Annotated in this window: 17 protein-coding genes and 3 tRNA genes; 6 read left to right on the plus strand and 14 right to left on the minus strand. The window is 67.8% G+C overall.

The features are described from left to right. Positions 1-113: 113 nt before the first annotated feature. Positions 114-1,931 (plus strand): glycoside hydrolase family 13 protein, encoded by a 1,818-nt coding sequence (locus ACQ3DC_RS11140; RefSeq protein WP_323057752.1) that lies wholly within the window; start codon positions 114-116, stop codon positions 1,929-1,931. Between the two features lie 4 nt (positions 1,932-1,935). Here the strand turns inward: ACQ3DC_RS11140 and ACQ3DC_RS11145 are convergent, their stop codons facing one another. The 8 genes from ACQ3DC_RS11145 to ACQ3DC_RS11180 all read right to left on the minus strand — a co-directional run bounded on the left by ACQ3DC_RS11145 (position 1,936) and on the right by ACQ3DC_RS11180 (position 4,771). After that, complete coding sequence (locus tag ACQ3DC_RS11145) at positions 1,936-2,547, minus strand: hypothetical protein (RefSeq protein ID WP_323057753.1); 612 nt, start codon at positions 2,545-2,547, stop codon at positions 1,936-1,938. Beyond that, positions 2,544-3,122, minus strand: a complete 579-nt coding sequence (locus ACQ3DC_RS11150) for a hypothetical protein (RefSeq protein WP_430752237.1) — start codon at positions 3,120-3,122, stop codon at positions 2,544-2,546. Before ACQ3DC_RS11150 ends, ACQ3DC_RS11145 begins: the two co-directional genes overlap by 4 nt. A 74-nt stretch (positions 3,123-3,196) precedes the next feature. Then, positions 3,197-3,577, minus strand: a complete 381-nt coding sequence (locus ACQ3DC_RS11155) for a hypothetical protein (protein ID WP_430752238.1) — start codon at positions 3,575-3,577, stop codon at positions 3,197-3,199. Then, positions 3,574-3,765, minus strand: coding sequence for a hypothetical protein (locus ACQ3DC_RS11160; RefSeq protein ID WP_104996645.1), 192 nt, complete (start codon positions 3,763-3,765; stop codon positions 3,574-3,576). The genes ACQ3DC_RS11155 and ACQ3DC_RS11160 overlap by 4 nt, the downstream gene beginning before the upstream one ends. Further along, the gene (locus ACQ3DC_RS11165) at positions 3,762-4,223 is read right to left on the minus strand and encodes an Asp23/Gls24 family envelope stress response protein (protein WP_430752239.1); all 462 of its coding nucleotides are present in this window, start codon (positions 4,221-4,223) and stop codon (positions 3,762-3,764) included. The genes ACQ3DC_RS11160 and ACQ3DC_RS11165 overlap by 4 nt, the downstream gene beginning before the upstream one ends. 186 nt (positions 4,224-4,409) lie before the next feature. Further along, positions 4,410-4,485 (minus strand) — tRNA-Phe (locus tag ACQ3DC_RS11170). Between the two features lie 48 nt (positions 4,486-4,533). Further along, positions 4,534-4,607, minus strand: a tRNA-Asp gene (locus ACQ3DC_RS11175). 91 nt (positions 4,608-4,698) lie between these two features. Continuing rightward, positions 4,699-4,771, minus strand: a tRNA-Glu gene (locus ACQ3DC_RS11180). 164 nt (positions 4,772-4,935) lie between these two features. Between ACQ3DC_RS11180 and ACQ3DC_RS11185 the strand changes: the two genes are divergently transcribed. Continuing rightward, a complete protein-coding gene (locus tag ACQ3DC_RS11185) occupies positions 4,936-5,982 on the plus strand; it encodes a PHP domain-containing protein (protein ID WP_430752240.1) in 1,047 nt (348 codons plus the stop codon). 17 nt (positions 5,983-5,999) lie between these two features. Here ACQ3DC_RS11185 and ACQ3DC_RS11190 read toward each other — a convergent pair whose 3' ends face one another. Beyond that, positions 6,000-6,683 (minus strand): DsbA family protein, encoded by a 684-nt coding sequence (locus tag ACQ3DC_RS11190; protein WP_323057756.1) that lies wholly within the window; start codon positions 6,681-6,683, stop codon positions 6,000-6,002. Between the two features lie 127 nt (positions 6,684-6,810). On the opposite strand from ACQ3DC_RS11190, the gene ACQ3DC_RS11195 reads away from it, so the two are divergent. The 4 genes from ACQ3DC_RS11195 to ACQ3DC_RS11210 all read left to right on the plus strand — a co-directional run bounded on the left by ACQ3DC_RS11195 (position 6,811) and on the right by ACQ3DC_RS11210 (position 10,843). Beyond that, the gene (locus ACQ3DC_RS11195) at positions 6,811-7,794 is read left to right on the plus strand and encodes a DMT family transporter (RefSeq protein ID WP_430752241.1); all 984 of its coding nucleotides are present in this window, start codon (positions 6,811-6,813) and stop codon (positions 7,792-7,794) included. 9 nt (positions 7,795-7,803) lie between these two features. After that, positions 7,804-8,232, plus strand: a complete 429-nt coding sequence (locus ACQ3DC_RS11200; RefSeq protein ID WP_157239432.1) for a metallopeptidase family protein — start codon at positions 7,804-7,806, stop codon at positions 8,230-8,232. 10 nt (positions 8,233-8,242) lie between these two features. Further along, positions 8,243-9,163, plus strand: a complete 921-nt coding sequence (locus tag ACQ3DC_RS11205; protein WP_430752242.1) for a cation diffusion facilitator family transporter — start codon at positions 8,243-8,245, stop codon at positions 9,161-9,163. A gap of 213 nt (positions 9,164-9,376) precedes the next feature. Beyond that, positions 9,377-10,843 carry a C40 family peptidase gene (locus tag ACQ3DC_RS11210; protein ID WP_430752243.1) on the plus strand — a complete coding sequence of 489 codons (1,467 nt, stop codon included), beginning with the start codon at positions 9,377-9,379 and terminating at the stop codon, positions 10,841-10,843. 26 nt (positions 10,844-10,869) lie between these two features. Here the strand turns inward: ACQ3DC_RS11210 and ACQ3DC_RS11215 are convergent, their stop codons facing one another. The 5 genes from ACQ3DC_RS11215 to ACQ3DC_RS11235 are packed head-to-tail and all read right to left on the minus strand — an operon-like array spanning position 10,870 to position 17,922. Beyond that, complete coding sequence (locus ACQ3DC_RS11215) at positions 10,870-11,763, minus strand: ABC transporter permease (RefSeq protein ID WP_421093033.1); 894 nt, start codon at positions 11,761-11,763, stop codon at positions 10,870-10,872. Continuing rightward, positions 11,753-12,688, minus strand: a complete 936-nt coding sequence (locus ACQ3DC_RS11220) for an ABC transporter ATP-binding protein (protein ID WP_409339703.1) — start codon at positions 12,686-12,688, stop codon at positions 11,753-11,755. Before ACQ3DC_RS11220 ends, ACQ3DC_RS11215 begins: the two co-directional genes overlap by 11 nt. Before the next feature lie 59 nt (positions 12,689-12,747). Further along, positions 12,748-14,019, minus strand: coding sequence for a LolA family protein (locus tag ACQ3DC_RS11225; RefSeq protein ID WP_430752244.1), 1,272 nt, complete (start codon positions 14,017-14,019; stop codon positions 12,748-12,750). 57 nt (positions 14,020-14,076) lie between these two features. Then, positions 14,077-16,863: a PEP/pyruvate-binding domain-containing protein gene (locus tag ACQ3DC_RS11230; protein ID WP_430752245.1), complete on the minus strand. Its 2,787-nt coding sequence runs from the start codon at positions 16,861-16,863 to the stop codon at positions 14,077-14,079. 27 nt (positions 16,864-16,890) lie between these two features. Then, positions 16,891-17,922 carry a universal stress protein gene (locus tag ACQ3DC_RS11235; protein ID WP_157239440.1) on the minus strand — a complete coding sequence of 344 codons (1,032 nt, stop codon included), beginning with the start codon at positions 17,920-17,922 and terminating at the stop codon, positions 16,891-16,893. Positions 17,923-18,316 lie beyond the last annotated feature (394 nt).

Here is an 18,316-nt window from a genome sequence, read left to right on the forward strand (position 1 = left end):
AGTAAGTCGGCAGTGCGCTTGCTAGGTGAGGTTGATGTGGTGACCATCACACTAGTAAGGTTGCTCGTGGTTATGCAAGCGTTTACATCAAAAAGTTATCTGAGAGGAACCAAATGTCCAACCCGGCCGTTCCTGCCTCCGACGCTTCCCATGAATGGTGGACCGACGCCGTCGTCTACCAGATCTACCCCCGGTCTTTCGCGGACGGCAACGGCGACGGCATGGGCGATTTGCGCGGGGTGATGGACCGCTTGCCCTACCTGGAACGGCTGGGCGTGGATGCAATCTGGCTGTCCCCCTTCTACAAGTCGCCGCAGGCCGACGGCGGCTATGACGTGGCCGATTACCGCCAGGTTGACCCCCTGTTCGGGTCCCTGGCGGACTTCGATGCGATGTTGCATGAAACTCACCGGCGGGGCATGAAGGTCATCGTTGACCTGGTCCCCAACCACACCTCTGACGAACACGCGTGGTTCCGGGAGGCCCTCGCTGCGCCGCCGGGATCCCCTGAACGCGACCGTTACATCTTTCGCCCCGGGAAGGACGAAGTACCCGGATCCGGCGACGGCAACCGGGCACCGAACAACTGGAAATCGATTTTCGGAGGACCGGCCTGGACCCGGATCACCGAAGCGGACGGCTCCCCGGGCGAGTGGTACCTCCACCTGTTCGACACGAAGCAACCGGACCTGAACTGGGACAACCAGGAAGTGCAGGAGGAGATGCGCTCCGTACTCCGCTTCTGGCTGGACCGCGGAGCGGACGGTTTCCGGGTGGACGTTGCGCACGGCATGGTCAAGGAGGCCGGCCTGCCCGACTGGGACGGGGTGGCGGCAATGGTTGAAGGCACCTCGGCTGAGGGCAAAGTGGAGGTGCACAGGGAACCGTCGCTGCCAGGCGATGCGCCCGGCGCACATACCAATGCCGAAGAACCCCACCGCGCCGTATCTCCCGTTTATCCGCCGTCGCCCTTCTTCGACCAGGACGGCGTGCACGCGATTTACCGTGACTGGCACCGCGTCCTGTCGGAGTACGGCAGCGACCGGATGATGGTGGCCGAAGCCTGGGTGGAACCCGCGGAACGGCTGGCGCTTTACGTCCGGCCGGACGAAATGCAGCAGGCCTTCAACTTCGACTTCCTGATGGCCGGGTGGGATGCAGAACGAATGTCAGAGGCGATCGACGCATCCTTGAAGGCCGCCGCAGCCGTGGGGGCACCGTGCACCTGGGTGCTGAGCAACCACGACACCGTCCGCCATTCCACCCGGTTCGGCCTCAAGGATCCCACCACCTTTCCCAAGGGCATCGCAGCGGACGATGAGCAGCCGGATGCCGCCCTTGGACTGGCCCGGGCCCGGGCGGCCACCCTGGTGGAGCTGGCGCTGCCGGGTTCCGCCTACCTTTACCAGGGCGAGGAACTGGGGCTCCCTGAGCACACCACGCTCCCCCCGGAGGCCCGCCAGGACCCTACCTTTTTCCGGACGCAGGGGGCAGAAACCGGCCGCGACGGCTGCCGGGTCCCGCTGCCCTGGGTGGCGGAACTACCTGGTTATGGCTTCTCACAGTCCTTCCAGGGCGAAGCGGCCCCGCCCTGGCTTCCGCAGCCCGAAAGCTTCGGTCCGCTCGCAGCGGACCAGCAGGAAATCGAGGAAGGCTCCACGCTGGAGCTGTACCGGGCTGCACTGGCGTTCCGGTCCGCCCGGAACCTGGGCAAGGGTTCCCTTGAATGGGCCGAGGTCCACGCTCCGGAAAGCGGCCTGCTGGGCTTCCACAACGGAGATGTGCTGGTCCTGGCCAACATGGGCTTTGCCTCCGCGCCCATCCCTGAGGGCTATTCCGTGGAGCTGTCCAGCGGCACGGAGCCGGCCTCGGAATGGGGCCAAATGGATGAGGTGCCCGTGGACTGCGCCGTCTACCTCACCCGGAACTAGTCGTTCAGCGGACGCGCTCGGCCCTGCCGAAGCGCGTCCGCGCCCCGGCGCCGATGTGGATGAGGACAGGAATCTTCCTGCCCACCACGGCTTCAAGGGAATCCAGCAGTTCCGCCACCTCTGCTGCGAGCAGGTGCGGTGCCACGCCCTGCCGGGGCAGGAGCCGCACTTTCAAGGCCGGGGACCCCTTGACGTCATAGGTGACCACAGTGGAACCGGCCAGGTCCGGCCGGCCGGCGAGGGCCTGCTTGAGGGCTTGCTCAGCCACTCCCCCGCTGATCCGGACGTCCCCGGGAACGTCGCCGGGATCGTACTCGGCAGCCAGCAGGTTGGAGCGGCCCTTGCCCTGCTGCGCGATCCAGGCAACCATGAGGCCGATCAGCAGGAGGAGGGCCAAGGCCACCACAATCCACAGCCAGCTCTCCGAACGGCCAGGGAGACGGGTGGCGTTGAAGGCGCTGTTGGCTGTGTCCCAAAGGCCCGCGGACCAGGAGTGCCACCACGGCCCGACCGCCGGCACCGCTGCCAGCAGCATCAACAGCACTCCTATGGCCAGCAACTTAAGGCCCAGGACAGCGAGCAGGATCCTGTTGAGGAGGCTCGGGGTGCTGTTCATGCCCCGATCACCCCGGACGGCGCCACGTTAATGCGGACTCCGGGTGCGGGATCGAGCCCCATTTCATCGAGCTCATCCTGGACCGCGGCGAGCACGCTTTCCTCCCGGACGGGCACGCCGGACGTTGGCCGGACATTCACCACAACCTGCCGCCGGGAGACCACCACCATCACCTGCTCGGGTGTCACGTTGGCGGCCAGGCGGGCCCGCCGGGCCAACGAGGAGGCGATGACCTCATCGTCCACCACCACAGCCGGTCCGGCCCCGGCACGTCCGCCGGGCACCAGAAGGTGCCTGGCACGCCGTCCGGTCAGTACTCCGTTGAGGAAGAAGACCAGGCCAACCATCGCCAGCACGGCACCGATCGCGCCCAGCAGCAGCGGGGAAATCCCTGCGGGCAGGGCAACGATGCGCTGTGCCGCCGCTTGGGGATCGATGAGCCACGGAGGCTCGCCAATAACGTGCACGGCAGCTTCCAGGAGTCCGTACGCGGCCAGCACCATGACGACGACGGCGGCGATAGTTGCCATCGCTGCCCGTGATGAATGGGTTTCCCGCCGCAAAATCCGGTCCATGTCCGGCCCGTTTGCCCTGCGGACGCGTAACTGCGGGTTCGAAGCTTCAGCGCTACTCCCCTGCCGGGTTCGGTTCACTGGACCCGCCCCCCTTGGCTGATCCTGACGCCGCTGATCCTGATATCCACCCGGCTCAGCTGTGCGCCGCTGAGCTCGGCCACTGTAGCAAGGATGTGGGCTTTGGCGCTGACGCCACGGTCCCAGATGGAGCCTCCGAAGGCCTCCACCCGGTTGGGGTCGAGGGCTGCCGCCCGCAGCGGCGGTGCGCTGATCGGCGCGACGAGGGACAGTGCCAGCAGGCCGTCGTCGTCAGTCCAGTCCGCCCTGACGTCCTGGGCGTCGACGCCCAGGGCCTGGGCAGCGGCCGCCTTTGCGAGGCTCGTCAGCGCCTGCGTACTGATCCGGTTATGGCCGTTGAGCACCTGCGCCCGCACGGCCGGCGCGGGCGAACTCATGAGGATGAGCGCCGGCCGATGATGGCATCCAGCACGCCGCGCAGGTCCAGTTTGCCCTCCGCGGCACGGCCCAGCAGCGCCCCGACCGCCATGAAGAGCAGGGATATGAGGAAGCCCCACAGGCCGAACTGCAGGGACATGAAGGCGACGAACGCGCCCATCGCCATACCGGCTACGGTGAGGTTCACAGCAGTGCCTCCCTTTCGGTAGGGCCGGGGGTAGTTGGCTTTACGGGCGGCGGCACGTAGACGTCAGTGACCTCCACGTTGACCTCGATGACCTGGAGTCCCACCAGTTCCTCCACCGCGCGGTAGACGGCGGCCCGGACCTGGTCTGCGAGGGAGTGGAGGGGAGTCCCGTAGCTTGCCACCAGGCTGATGTCCACGGCCACCTGGGTTTCGCCGACTTCCGCATGCACCCCGGCAGCATGGTCCGAACTGCCGACGGCGTCCCGGATGGCGCCCAGTGCGCGTGACGGTCCGGACCCCAGGGAATAGACCCCGGGGACGGCACGGGCGGCGATCCCCGCCACCTTGGCCACTGCTGTTTCGGAGATCACGGTGCGGCCCAGCGCGGACGCCGGGACCGGGGCCGGCACGGCGCGGCCCGGGACGGCCGCCTCGGGTTGTGGGTTCTGGTATTCCATCAGGCACTCCCCCTTCTGTTGCTCCCAACCCTATCCCTTGGCCGGGGCTTACGGCAGAAGGCAGGACCCGCGGGGCCCCGCGGACAGGGCCGGGCACATCGGAGCAAGATTGGAACATCGGGGCAAGCGTTAAGGGGCTGCCGTTAAGCAGAAAAGCACCAGTTCCGAAGAACTGATGCTTCCCAGTGGTGGCTCCGACCGGCGTCGATCCGGTGACCTTTCGATTTTCAGTCGAACGCTCTACCAACTGAGCTACAGAGCCTAGGTGACTAGTCACCATGAGAGCCGGAATTGCTTCCAACAATCAGAGCGACCCTGACGGGACTTGAACCCGCGACCTCCGCCGTGACAGGGCGGCGCGCTAACCAACTGCGCTACAGGGCCTTGCGTTTCTTGCTTCCGCGGTATCTCTACCGCTTTTTTCAAGGCTTCCAGCCTACCAGACATTTTCTGCCTGCCTGACCAGTTCCTTGCGTACCCCCAACGGGATTCGAACCCGTGCCGCCGCCGTGAAAGGGCGGTGTCCTAGGCCGCTAGACGATGGGGGCCAGAACCCGTTCGGAACAAAATAAAAGGCGTCAAGCGAGGCTTTCCGTCTTTGTCCTTTGCGTTTCTCCGAACTGGACTCTAAAACTATAGGGCCTAGGCAGGAATTATCCAAAATCGGCCAAAACACCGCCGCCGGGCGGGCTGGACGGGCCAAGATGGACGGATGGATCCCGTAGCAGCGCTCAACGAGATTGCCTTCTGGCTGGAGCGCGGACGCGCCGCCACCTTCAAGGTCCAGGCGTTCCGCAAGGCGGCCGCGGCCATCAGCCCGCTGCCGCCGGAGGAAGTGGCCGAGCGTGCGCGCAACGGCCGGCTGAAGTCGATGAAGGGCATCGGCGACCGGACGTACCAGGTGATCCGGCAGGCGGTAGAGGGAGAGGTCCCGGACTATCTCGCCGACCTCCGCGAGAAGGGCGCCCGGCCGCTGGCTTCCGCCGGGGCCTCCATCCGGGACGCCCTGCGGGGCGACCTGCACAGCCACAGTGAATGGTCCGACGGCGGCTCCCCGATCGAGCTGATGGTGGCGGCCGCCGGGGTGCTGGGCAGGGAATACCTTGCCCTGACGGACCACTCCCCCAACCTCACCATCGCGAACGGGCTCTCGGCGGAGCGCCTCCTGCAGCAACTGGACGTGGTGGACGCGATCAACGACGGCATCCGCACCGCGGTCGATGACGCCCGGGCGGCCAACCCTGTGCGGTTGCTGGCCGGCATCGAGGTGGACATCCTGGAGTCCGGGGACCTGGACCAGGAACCGGAACTGCTGGACCGCCTGGACATTGTGGTGGCCAGCGTCCATTCAAAGCTCCGCGCGGACAGCCGGACCATGACCCGGCGGATGCTCGGCGGCATCCAGGATCCGCACACCAACATCCTTGGCCACTGCACGGGGCGCCTCGTCGAGGGGTCCCGGGGGACGCGGCCGCCGTCGGACTTCGATGCCAAGGATGTGTTCGCCGCCTGCGCTGAACACAACGTGGCAGTCGAGATCAACTCACGGCCGGAACGGCAGGATCCGCCGGACGCGCTGATCCAGCTGGCGCTCGAGGCCGGCTGCTTGTTCTCGATCGACAGCGATGCCCACGCGCCGGGCCAGCTGGATTTCCTGCAGTACGGAGCGGAGCGTGCCGAGCGGAACGGGGTCCCCGCTGACCGCATCATCACCACCTGGCCGGTGGAACGCCTGCTGGAATGGGCGGGCGCCCGGTAGGCCTGGCCGAACGGGTCCTACTTAACGGCGTCGGCGAGCTTCTGCCGGAAATCGGCCTTGGTGGTGAGCGTGAGCTTTTCGCCGTCCAGGAAAAAGGTGGGCGTTCCAGTCACGCCGAGCGCCTTGCCGTCCGCAACGTCGGCCAGGATGCGCTCCTCCGTCCCGGGGTCGGCGACGGCGGCATCGAAGCGGGAAAGGTCCAGCCCCAACTGCTCGGCGTAGGTGCGGAAGAGGGGGGCCTGGGACTGCTGGTTCCCGGCCCACTGGGACTGGGTTTCGAACAGCCTGTCGGCCATCTGCTGGTACTGCCCCTGCTGGCCGGCGGCCTCGGCAGCAAGGGCCGCCTGCCCCGAATTCGGGTGGGCCGACAGGGGGAAGTGCCGGTGGACGAACGTGATCCTGTCGCCGAACTCTGCCTTGAATTCCTCCACCACCGGATGGATGGAGCCACAGGACGGGCATTCGAAATCAAGGAATTCCACGAGCTGCGCCTTCTCCACCGCCGGGCTGGTCAACCGGTGGCTGTCCGTCCGGACCAGCTGTTGGGAGCCGCCTGGCTGGGAGGCGGATTCCGGTGACTTCCCCAGCGTCAGCACCGAGTACCAGGCAGCACAGCCCGCCACGATCAGCGCGAGGACGATCCAGGTCACCTTCCTGGCAAGGCGTGCAGAATCGCGGGGTGGAGCCGGGCTTGAGACCATAAACCGCATCCTAGCCGAGGCGCCGTGTCGCGGGGCTGCACGGCTGCCCGCCTTTTTGGCAGGAAGTTGCCCAGACATGGCCGATTTCCGCCAGCCAGTGCTGCCTGCCCGCGGCTAGATTTGCTTCATGCCTTCAACCAGCCCCGCCAGCCCTGCCGCCACTGCACCTCCCCAAGCCGCCGCCGCCCGGGTGAAGGCTCTCGGAGTGGCCGCCATGGTGGTGACCGTAGTCCTTTGGGCATCGGCCTTTGTGGGTATCTGGGCGATAGGCCCACACTTTTCCCCCGGCTCCCTGACGCTCGGCCGGCTGGTGATTGCCGCCGTCGTACTGGCCCTGCTGGTCCTCCCCCAACTGCTGAAGAGCAGGCTGCTGCCCCGGGGAAGGGAGTGGTGGCCCATCCTCGCCTACGGAGTGATGTGGTTCGGTGGGTACAACGCGGCGCTGAACGCCGCAGAGCACATCCTTGATGCCGGCACCAGCGCCCTGCTGATCAACGTCAACCCCATCCTGGTGGCCATCATGGCCGGCATTTTCCTCAAGGAAGGCTTCCCGCGGTGGCTGCTCATCGGGAGCCTGGTTGCCTTCGCCGGGGTGGCGTTGATCGCCTTCGGCTCCGGCCAGGCTTCCGCGCCAGGGGAACGCACGACGGCGGACGTGGCAGGCGTGCTGCTATGCCTCCTTGCCGCCGTGCTCGCCGCAGTCAGCGTCATCATCCAGAAGCCGGTGCTGCGGAAGTTTCCTGCAGCACAAGCCACCTGGTTCGGGATCCTTGTGGGCGCGGTGTGTTGCCTGCCCTTTACCGGCCAGCTCATAGCCGAGGTCCAGGCCGCGCCGCCGCAGGCAACCTGGGGCCTCGCCTACCTTGGCGTCTTTCCAACAGCGATCGCCTTCACCACCTGGGCGTACGCGCTCTCACTGGTGGATGCGGGGAAGCTGGCCGCCACCACGTACCTGGTGCCCGGAACCACCATCCTGATTTCCTGGCTGCTGCTCGGTGAAATTCCCGGCGTCCTGGGCCTGGTTGGCGGACTGGTCTGCCTGGTTGGCGTGGGTCTGACCCGGCGCAGGAGCAAGGCTGCACGCGGGGCCGGGCCGTCCGCTTCCCGCTAGAATCCAGGTATGCCAGCCAGCCTGCCGCCGGGACTGCCGACCGTTCCTGAAGGCCCCAGCGAGCCCCTTCGCTTCACCATGCCCGAGGACGAGTTCGAGGCCGCCGTCCAGGACGCCCTGGACAGCATCCCGGAGAAGCTGGCGGCCGCCATGGACAATGTGGCGGTCTTCATCGAGGACGACTACGTGCCAAAACCCGGAGAGGACCCGGACACGGTCCTGCTGGGGCTCTACGAAGGCGTGCCGCTGACCGAACGTGATTCCTGGTGGGACGCCGGCTCGCTGCCGGACAGGATCACCATCTACCGCGAACCCATCCTGGAGATCTGCTCCTCACGGGAGGACGTCATCCACGAAGTTGCGGTGACAGTGGTGCACGAAATCGCCCACCACTTCGGGATAGACGACCACCGGCTGCACGAGCTCGGCTGGGGCTAGCCTTGTAGGCATGGGACACGACCACAGCCACACCCACGGAATCACCGCGACCGGCCGGCACCGGAAACGGCTGGTGGCTGTCCTGGTGATCACGCTCGCCGTGGTCCTGGTCCAGGTGGTGGGCGCCGTCCTTTCCGGATCGTTGTCCCTGCTGGCCGATGCGGGCCATATGCTCTCTGACGCGGCGGGCGTGACGATCGCCCTGCTGGCCGCGTGGATAGCGGGACGGCCTGCCAGCGACCAGAGAACCTATGGCTACCAGCGAGCAGAGGTGCTTGCCGCGCTGGCCAACGCATTGATCCTGGTGGTGATCTCCGTTGTCATCTTCACCGAAGCGGTGCGCCGGATCGGCGCGGCGCCGGAGGTGCAGACCAACATCATGCTTTTCGCCGCCATCCTCGGCGCGGCAGCAAACGTGGCCTCCCTCCTGATCCTGCACGGCGCCCACCAGGAGAGCCTCAATGTGCGCGGCGCCTACCTGGAAGTGCTGGGTGACCTGCTGGGATCCTTCGCTGTCATTGCTGCCGCCGTGGTGATCATGCTGACCGGTTTCCAGGCCGCGGACACCATCGCTTCCGTGGTGATCGCCCTGCTGATCCTGCCTCGGGCCTGGTCGCTGCTCCGCGACGTGGTGGATGTGCTTCTGGAGGCCAGCCCCAAGGGGGTGGAAGTTCAGATGATCCGTGAGCACATCCTGTCCGTCGAAGGCGTCACGGACGTGCACGACATCCACATCTGGACCATCACATCCGGCGTTCCGGTCTTTTCCGCGCATGTGGTGGTGGAGGACGGGGTGCTCAACGCACGCGGCGCGGACCAGCTTCTGGACAAGCTGGTCACCTGCCTGGGCTCGCACTTCGACACGGACCACTGCACCTTCCAGCTGGAACCCGCCACGCATTCCGAGCACGAGGCCCATCAGCACGCCTAGCCACGCCATGCCACCGGGTTAACCGGAACGTCCGACGCGACACGCCGTTCCGCGGGTCCGGTCAAATGACACTGATGTGTTTTATGTTAGTGATGTGACTCTTGTTGCCAAAGTGCAAGGGGTCGCGTAACCTCGGACTGCTGGCGGGCATCAGAGGGGCGCTGTTGTGCCTCCACCAGGACCTCCAGCCCTACCGCTTCGAGGTTCCTGCAGATGGTTTCAAACAATTCCTTTCGCAAGTCGCTTCGCACTACCCTGGGCAAGTCCGCCGTGGTGTGTGCCGCCGTCGTGATGGTGGGGACTGCGGCAGCGCCCGCAGGCGCGCTGCCCGCCCCGCAACGGCCCTCTTTTTCCATCCCGGCCTCGCCGGAAGTCCCCTCGGCGGACGACATCGCCGCAGCGAAATCAAACGAGGCCGCCGCCGCGGACCAGGTGGCAGTGATCGAACGGATCCTTGGCTCCGCCGCTGAGTCCCGGCAGGCCGCTTTTGCCGTGGCAATGCAGGCCAACAACGCTTACGGCGAAGCCCTGGTGGAGCTGCGGCAGCGCAGCTCCGCAGCGGCAGCGGCGTCAGCCAGGGCTGCGACAGCGCAGGAGCAGCAGGACAAAACCCGCAGGCAGGTGGGGCAGCTGGCCGGCGACCTCTACCGCAACGGCGGCCTGAACCCCACGCTTGGCACGCTGGCCAGCGGCGGCGGAGAAACCCTTCAGCAGGCAGCCACCCTCCAGGCGCTCTCGGCCAGCCGGAGCCGGGCCTTTGAGGCTGCAGACGCCGCCGCCGAAGCAACACGTTCCCTGACCGCGGCAGCAGAAGAAGCCACGAAGGCCGCGGACGAGGCCGCCCGAACAGCCGAAACCCGGAAGTCCCAGGCTGACGAAGCCAACGCAGCCTCCGCCAAGGCAGTGGCGGACGCCAAGGCACAGCGCACTGTCCTGGTGGACCAGCTGGCCCAACTCCGGAACACCACTGTGGCACTGGAATCGGCCCGGGTGGACGCCCTGGACCGGCAACGGGAAGAGGCCCGGCTGGCGGCACTGGCGGCTTCGGCCGAAAAAGCGGCGGCAGAGGCGGCAGCCCCGGAGCAGCGGACCACCGCGGGCGACCGGCCTGCCGCTGCAGCACCGGCGGCACCGGCACTTCCCGCTCCCGCGGCTCCCCCGCCCGCGGCGGCTCCAGCGCCGGCGCCCGCCCCGCCCGCTGCACCGGCACCCGCCCCGGCTCCAGCCCCCGCGGTACCCGCCCCCGCCCCGGCTCCAGCCCCCGCGGTACCCGCCCCCGCCCCGGCACCCGCCCCGTCCCTTGGCGGAGGAACCTATGAGGCGGCCATCTCGGCCGCCCTGGGGAAGGTAGGCGCGCCCTACTACTACCAATGGGGCGGAACCGGCCCCTACGGTTTTGACTGCTCAGGCCTGGTGCAGGCGGCGTTCGCCGCCGCCGGAAAGAACCTTCCGCGCACGGCCGCGCAGCAGTACGCATCCGCCTCCACGCACGTACCCCTCTCCCAGGCACGGCGCGGGGACCTGCTGGTGTGGGGCTCGCCGTCGAACTTCTACCATGTAGCCATTTACCTGGGGAACGGGCAGGTGGTCCACGCGCTGAACCCGCAGGAGGGCATCGGGGTGACCCAGCTCAGCGCCATGGCCGGGATGCAGCTCTACCCGTACGCCGCGCGGTACTAGGCCGGCCGCTACCAAAGGCGCGCAGTTCAGCTCAGGACGTCCTTGGTGACGAACCGGCCGTAGGCGAGCGCGCCGAACACGGCCACGTATCCCGCCTGCAGCAGTGCGTTGCTGGCGAACGAGTCCCACAGTACGGGCTGGCGGAGCAGGTCCCCGAAGCCCAGCCAGTAGTGGCTGAAGAGCCACGGGTGCAGCCATTCGAGCTGTGGCAGTTGGTCGAGGACCTGGGACACCACGGAGATCACCACCGTGGCGGCCATGGCACCCACCGGAACCACGGTGAGGGTGGACAGGAACAACCCAATCGCGGACAGCCCGGCCAGGGAGACAGCCAGGTATGCGGCGATCAGGAGTAGGCGGAGCGCGGCCTCCGAAGGCTGGATGACGTCCCCTGACAGCAGGGTCACCGGCCCCACGGGGAAAAGCGCTGCCCCGATGGCGGCCCCGGCGAGGGCCACCGTGACCGGCGCAGTGAGGCAGAAGGCCAGCGCGCCGGCGTATTTCACCAGGAGCAGCCGGACACGGCCCGTCGGGGCAACCAGCAGGTACCTGAGCGTTCCCAGGTTTGCCTCGCCTGCGATGGTGTCGCCCGCCACCACCCCGACCGTGAGCGGCAGGAAAAGCGGGACGGACACCAGCATGGCGGTGAACGCCACGAACAGGCCGTTCTGCGTAATGCGGTCCAGGAAGGCCGGACCCCGCCCGGGGGGAACGGCCGAGGAGACCCGGACGGCCACCGCAATCAGGACCGGGAGGGCGGCCAGTGCCAGCAGCAGGGCCCAGGTTCGCCGGCGCCGGAACAGCACCGCGATTTCCGAGCCGAGAAGAGACCAGCCGGCTCCGCGCGGGGGCGCCACGGCCCCGGCGGATGTTTCCTGGTCCTGGTCCGGCACGTCCTGGTCCGGCACGCTACTGGGCAACGTCGAACCCCTCCCCGGTCAAGGCGACAAACCGGTCCTCGAGGCTCTCCCGTTCCACCGCAAAGCCGCGGACCCGGACGCCCGCCTGCACCAGCGCGGCCACCAGCTCCTCCGGGGCAGGGTGTGCCGCTCCGATGCCGTTGCGGGCAAGGTCGGCCGTCAGCACCTGCCCGTCCGGCTGGGGCGGTCCTTCCTCCGGGGCCAGCCCCAGCCGGACCAGGACGGTGGATGCCTGGCCCGCGTCCGGGGTCACCAGGCGCATGCGCGAACTGCCTGACCGGCGCAGGTCCGAAAGGGGACCCTGGGCAACGAGCCTGCCCGCACTCATGACGGCGGCATGGGTACAGATCTGTTCCACCTCGGCCAGCAGGTGGCTGGAGACGAAAACGGTGGTTCCGTCAGCTGCCAGGGACCGTACCAGGTTCCGCACTTCCCGTGTGCCCTGTGGGTCCAGGCCGTTGGTGGGCTCATCCAGCACCAGCAGTTCGCGGGGCGACAGCAGGGCGTTGGCGATCCCCAGCCGTTGTTTCATGCCCAGCGAATAGGCATGGACACGCTTGCCGGCGGCATGGCTGAGCCCTACCCGTTCCAGCGCCGTGCCCACCCTTGCCTTTCGCGTTGCGGGGTCGGCGTGCCGGCCTGCGGCATCGAGCCGGTGCAGGTTCGCCGTTCCGGACAGGAACGGGTAGAAGGCCGGCCCCTCCACGAGCGCCCCAACGCGCGGCAGGACATCTTGGAAACTGCCCGGCATCTCCTTTCCGAGCAGTTTGACCGTGCCGGCGGAAGCGGCCGCGAGGCCCAGCAGCATCCGTATGGTGGTTGTCTTTCCGGAGCCATTGGGCCCCAGGAAGCCAAAGACGGCACCAGGCGGCACGGCAAGATCCAGGCTGTCCACGGCTACCTGCTGGCCGAAATGCTTTGTCAATCCCCGTGTTTCGATGGTCAGGCCGTACGCCCAGGGTCCACGAAGCCCTGATGCGCCCGTCACGGGGCCGAGGATGCGGCTTGCAGTGTGCCCGCCGGAACCATGCCCGCATAGATGCGGCCGTCGTCGGTGAGCAGGACGGTGAACAGTGCAGTGGAGAGCACCCGCCCGCCAGGAACAACGACGGCGGCCTGGGCCAGCACCGGATTCTGCGCCAGCACCTGGCTAAGGGTTGTTCCGGCTTCGGTTCCTGCCGGAAGTTTCACCACGGTCTCCCAGCCCGACCCCGTCAGGTAGGGCCGGGCCTTGCCCTGGACATCGGCGGCGAGCTGGTCCGGGGTGAGGCGCATTCCGGGGTTGCCGGGCAACCCGGAGCTGAGTGGCCAGCGCGTGGGATGCGGGGGCTGCAGTTCCTTCACCGTGCTGCCCGGCGGCGGGACGAAGCTGAAGAGGGCGTCATCAGGGGCTTCCAGGGAGAGGCTGGTGAATCCGGCGCTGAACGCCGGCGCCTCCGCGCCGCGCGCGGTGACCTTCACGGAGAGCGGCATGCCGTTCTCCCCGTCGACGGCGATGGCTACCTTGCCAACAAGTGTTCCCTCCGTGCGCGGCTCGAGGACGAGGTTGTATGCGCGCCGGCCTGCAACGTTGAGGTCAGGGCCGATTGTCACGGCAGTTGAGCTGTCCGCCGCGGCAAGGAATTTCCCTGCCAGTTCCTGGGGTGTTTTCGGAACGGGCATCCCGTCCGGGACATGATCAGTGGGGGAAGTGCCAGGAAGCTGATGGCCAGGGTCCATCATCGGCAGGTCGCTGGCATGGGCCGGCAGTGCCAGGTGCGCCGCAGTATTGTCCTTGGACGAGTAGAACCAGACGTCACTGCCGCGCCGGATGATGTCCCGTTCCGCGAGCCGGTCCACTACCTGGACGCGTGCTTTGTCCTTGCCGTCCACGAAGACCCGTGCAGTGTGGCGGCCGGTAAGGAACTCGATCGCGGACGCTGCCCCGGCGGCCGAGGCGGGCCCGGACGTGGGACCGGTTGCCGGCAACTCCGGCAGCCCCAGGTCCGAGGACTGTTCCAGTGTGCCCGAAAAAGTGTGCGCGGTGTGGGAACCGAGCAGGGCGATCACTTCGGCCGGGGTCTTCTCAGGAAGGGGATCGCCGGCCCGTGCCGGGAAGGATCCCACCAGCACCCCAGCCGCGATCACTGCAGGGACGGCCGCGGCAGGAACCCAGCGCAGAAAGGACCGGTTCATGCCGCGTCCCGCGACCTCGCCGCGTCCGGGTAGCGCATACCGGCCGCTCATTGTCCGGCCGTCTCCGTCCTTGGAGCCCATAATCCAAGGGTACGCCTCAGGAACGCTCCCTACACGTGCCGGGCGGCCCGCAGGGGGCTAGGCGGGCACGACGGTTCCAGCGCCGCCGTCGACCGTTATTCTTTGTCCGGTGGCAAGCCGCGAGGTGGCCTCCGCAACCCCCACCACGGCGGGAATGCCGTACTCCCGGGCCACCACGGCACCGTGCGAGTTGGGCCCGCCCATTTCCATCACCAGGCCGCCGGCAGTCAGGAACAAGGGGGTCCATCCGGGGTCGGTGGACGGCGCCACCAGGATCTCCCCGGGTTCAAGGCGGGCACCCATGGGATCCAAAATTACCCGGGCGGGACCGGTGGCCGAGCCCGCTGATGCGGGGCTGCCGGACAGCGCGCCGTTCCCGGCCCCGGCGGCCGCTCCGGCAGCCGCAGCATGGAGCACTTCGGGCTCGGTTCCGTCCGAAAGCAGGACCCTGGGGACGTGCCGCCGGCCAAGTTCGCCGGCGTAGGCGGCGCGCCGTTCCAGGACGAGTCCGGGCAGCTTTCGCGGCTGGCTGGCTGCATTCGCGTCCCCGCTGTCCAGGGCACGCCGGACTTCCTCGAAATCGAGGAAGAAGACATCGTCCGGGTGCTCCAACTGGCCGGCGGATGCCAGCACAGCTCCCACGTGGGCCACCTGCCTGCGTACTTCGGCGAGGCCCAGGACCAGCTGGTACTTGGGCAGTTCCCGCAGCCCGGCGAAGAGCCTGGTGCGGCGCAGTGCGGCAGCAACCAGCAGCGCGCGCACCCTGCCGCGGCTCCGGGCCTCGGCAACCAGGCGCTCCACCTGGGCCTCTGCCTCGGCGCTCGCCCTGCTGAACTGCACGTCCGGCGCCATGCCGGGATCAGTGAGGCGCAGGTAGTTGGCAAGGACACCCAGGATGTGCGTGGGATCATCCGACCACCGGGGCATGCCCACATCGATTTCGGCCACGGCCCGCTGCCCGTAGCGGTCGAGGAACCGCACCAGGCCCGCGTGCAGGACGACAGGGAGGTTGCCGGCCCTGAACTCCGCCGCCAGTTCGGATGGCTGCCCTTCCGCCAAGGCCGTGCGTGACTCGCGGTCGTCCCTGATTGCTGATGCAAGCCGCCACAGGTCCAGGTCCATCTCCGTGGTCACGTTCCGCGGCAGGCCGCGAAGCACCTTCTCCAGGTCCTTCCAGCGGTCCCGGCCGCCGAGGAGCTTTCCGGCCAGCCACAGCATGGCGAATCCCAACGCGGCCAAGGGCAGGATGGCGGGAACCACCGCAAAGAGCCGGCCGCCCAGGAGCCGCTCCGCATGGTCGAGCCGCTGAAGGGGTCCCGCCCCGGCCTCCAATTCGAGATCCTCGGCGAATTGCCGGGTGAAGCGGTCCAGCCGGCGCAGCGCCGCCTTGGGCCGGAACAGTCCCCGGAGCACGGCCTCGGGGACGCGGGCCCGCACCGCTGCCGGCAGGACATGGCGCAGGAGTCCGAGCGGGGTCTTGCGCGTTACCGAAAACCGGGGGTCCGCAAAGACCTGTCGCAGCACCATGGCGGACCTGGCTTCCATGACGTCGAAGACCCGTGGAAGGAGCCGCCGCCCCACGCTGCTCCTGACCGGCGTTGTGAGATCGAAGTAGAGTCGCTGGGCTGCCTCCGCATACGGTGGTGGACCGCGCCGGGGGTCCGGGACTGCAAACCCTGCGGCTTTGGCCACGGAAGAGGCAACGAGCCGCAGTGAAGCCAGGCCCATCGGAGTGAGGGGGCGGGTGAGGCCCTGGGCGAGGCTGAAGCACAAGTACACCCTGGTTCCTCCACCTCCGGACTGGCGTTCCGGCACCGGGAAAAGTGTGGTGATGGGCCTCGACTGCGTCAGCCAGAGCGCCCCGCCGGTGTCGATGGCCCATTCGGTGTCCTGCGGCGAACCGAAGTGCCTTTCAGCCTGCATGCCCAGGGCTGCAAGCCCAATGGCCTGTTCGTCGGTAAGGCTGGCTGCGTCCGCTTGGCCCGGCATGTCCCGTACCTCGGTTCCGCCGCCGGGAAGGGGCCGGGCGATGAGGCGTTTATCCCCCAGTTTCCGCTCGAGGACCCGGGACATTTCGGTGTCCACAACATAGTGGTCCGGATTGACCGCTCCGGAAACCACCGCTTCGCCGAGCCCCGGGGCAGCATCGATGACAGCTTCCCGGCGCCTGCCGGTCAGTGGATTGGCCGTGAACATCACTCCGGCGGCCCGGGCGTCAACCATCCGCTGGACCACGACGGCGAGGGCTACTTCGTGCGGCTTGATCCCCAGCGCGGCCCGGTAGGCCACTGCCCGGTCTGTCCAGAGGGATGCCCAACAGTCCCGCACGGCCTCAAGGACGGCGCCGATGCCTATGACATTCAGGTAGGTGTCCTGCTGGCCGGCGAAGCTCGCGAACGGAAGGTCCTCTGCCGTGGCGGAGGACCTTACCGCCACCGGAACCGCTTTTCCCAGCGCCTCATATGCCTGCTCGACGGCGGCAACGATCCGCGGCGGAACCGGGGTGGCGCGGATGGACTCGCGTGCTTCGCCGGCCATCCCGGCAAGTTCCGTGGTCCCGCCGGGCGTTCCCGGGGGAAGGACAGCCTGGAGCCTGCCCAGCTCTGCGAGCGCGCCGTCCTGCACGGTCCTGGTGGCCTCCCGGTAGGCCGCTGTGGTCAGGCAGAACCCGTCCGGCACGGGCAACCCGGCTGCTATCAGCTCACCGAGGTTGGCTGCCTTGCCTCCGACCTGTGGAAGCATGCTCCCGTCCACCTGGCTGAGGCGAAAGATCAAGGCAGGGGCGGTGTCCCCGGACTGTTGGCCGGGTCCCTGCCCGGCCGTTCCTGATGGGTCGGCAGCCATCGCGAAGCTCCTGGCAGCAGGATCTCGTCAGGATGAGCCGAGAACCGGTCCGAACTTGGCACGGTCCGCCAGGCGGCGGTCCTCTCGGTCCGGCACCACCATGACGGGGCCCTTGGCATGGTGGAGTATGCCGTCGGACGTTGAGCCCAGGAGCATCCCCGTGAAGCCGCCCCGGCCGCGGGTACCCACAACCACAAGTTCCACATGCCGGCTCTCCTCGACGAGGACGTCAACCGGCGAGCCGTCCTTCAGCTCTGATTCGGCATGGAGATTGGGGAAGTGGCTGCGCAGCCAGGCCATGCCGGCGTCCAGGGTCACCTGGATGTCGGCAAAGAGGGCCTTGCGGTCCATGGGGGCCGGCACCCATGCCAGCGAGCCGCTGTACTGCGGGACGGCGCAGACGACGCGCAGCGTGGCGCCCATGCGTTCTGCCTCCTCTGCCGCCTCCAGGACGGCCACCCGTGCCTGCTCCGAGCCGTCAACACCCACCACCACCACGTTCTCCACGCGCTGGTGCCCGGCTTTGGCCTGCTCGGCTTTGATGCGCCTGTCCTCGGTGGTCTCGCCCAGCCGGTCCGCGCAGATCAGCGGGACCGTCACGGTGGGGCATTTGGCGTGGGCGGGCAGGGCGCTGCTCACCGAGCCGAGGAGCCTGCCCACGAATCCGCCCCGTCCGCGGGTGCCAAACACCAGGAGCTCGGCAGTCCTGGACATCTCCAGCAGCACGCCGGAGGCATCGCCGTTCTCCACGGACGCGGTGACATCGATGTCGTAGGTGGAGATCTTGTCCAGGGCCTGCTTGGCCACCGCCTCGGCGCCCTCGCGGATCACCGAATCGTCCACGGTTGCATAGCCGCCGTCGAGGCCCGACGCGGCGAAGATCGGTACGGAGTACGCGGTGACGATATGCAGCGGACGGCGCCGGCGCCGGGCCTCGCGCGCGGCCCATACAAGCGCGCACTGGCCGTGGTCCGACCCGTCCACGCCAACAACGATTCCCTCGGGAGCAGCAGTGCTGCCGCCGTCCTGAGGGTCCGGATGCAACTCTGGTGCGCCCATGGGGCCGCCTCCTCGCGATACTGCCTGATGTTGCGGCTATTCTGCCAGAAACCGGACCGTTCCCCGCGCACCCTTACCCCGGCCTGAGCTGGGAAGAAAGGCCTGCTTCCGCTTCCCACTATTCTCCGTCGCCCCTGCCATAGCAAGCCTGTCCATGGCCCGGAAGGTCCGGTTATCCACAGGAACTCCAGGGCGTCCGGGAAAGCGCCTTCAACCGGCAGGAAAGTGTTTTCGGCTTGGGCTATCCACCGCAGGAAATGTTCTGTAGTCTTCAGGACATTGTTGGTCCGGGACGCCTACTGCCTCTTTCCGTCAGGGTGCCCGCCAACGTACTGCGGCCGGACTTTGGGGGTAACGGGACGCGCGCGGGCGAGGACGCCTGCACCTGCCGAAA

Origin of the sequence: Paenarthrobacter sp. NEAU-H11 (assembly GCF_050573415.1) — a bacterium.
Lineage (GTDB): Bacteria > Actinomycetota > Actinomycetes > Actinomycetales > Micrococcaceae > Arthrobacter.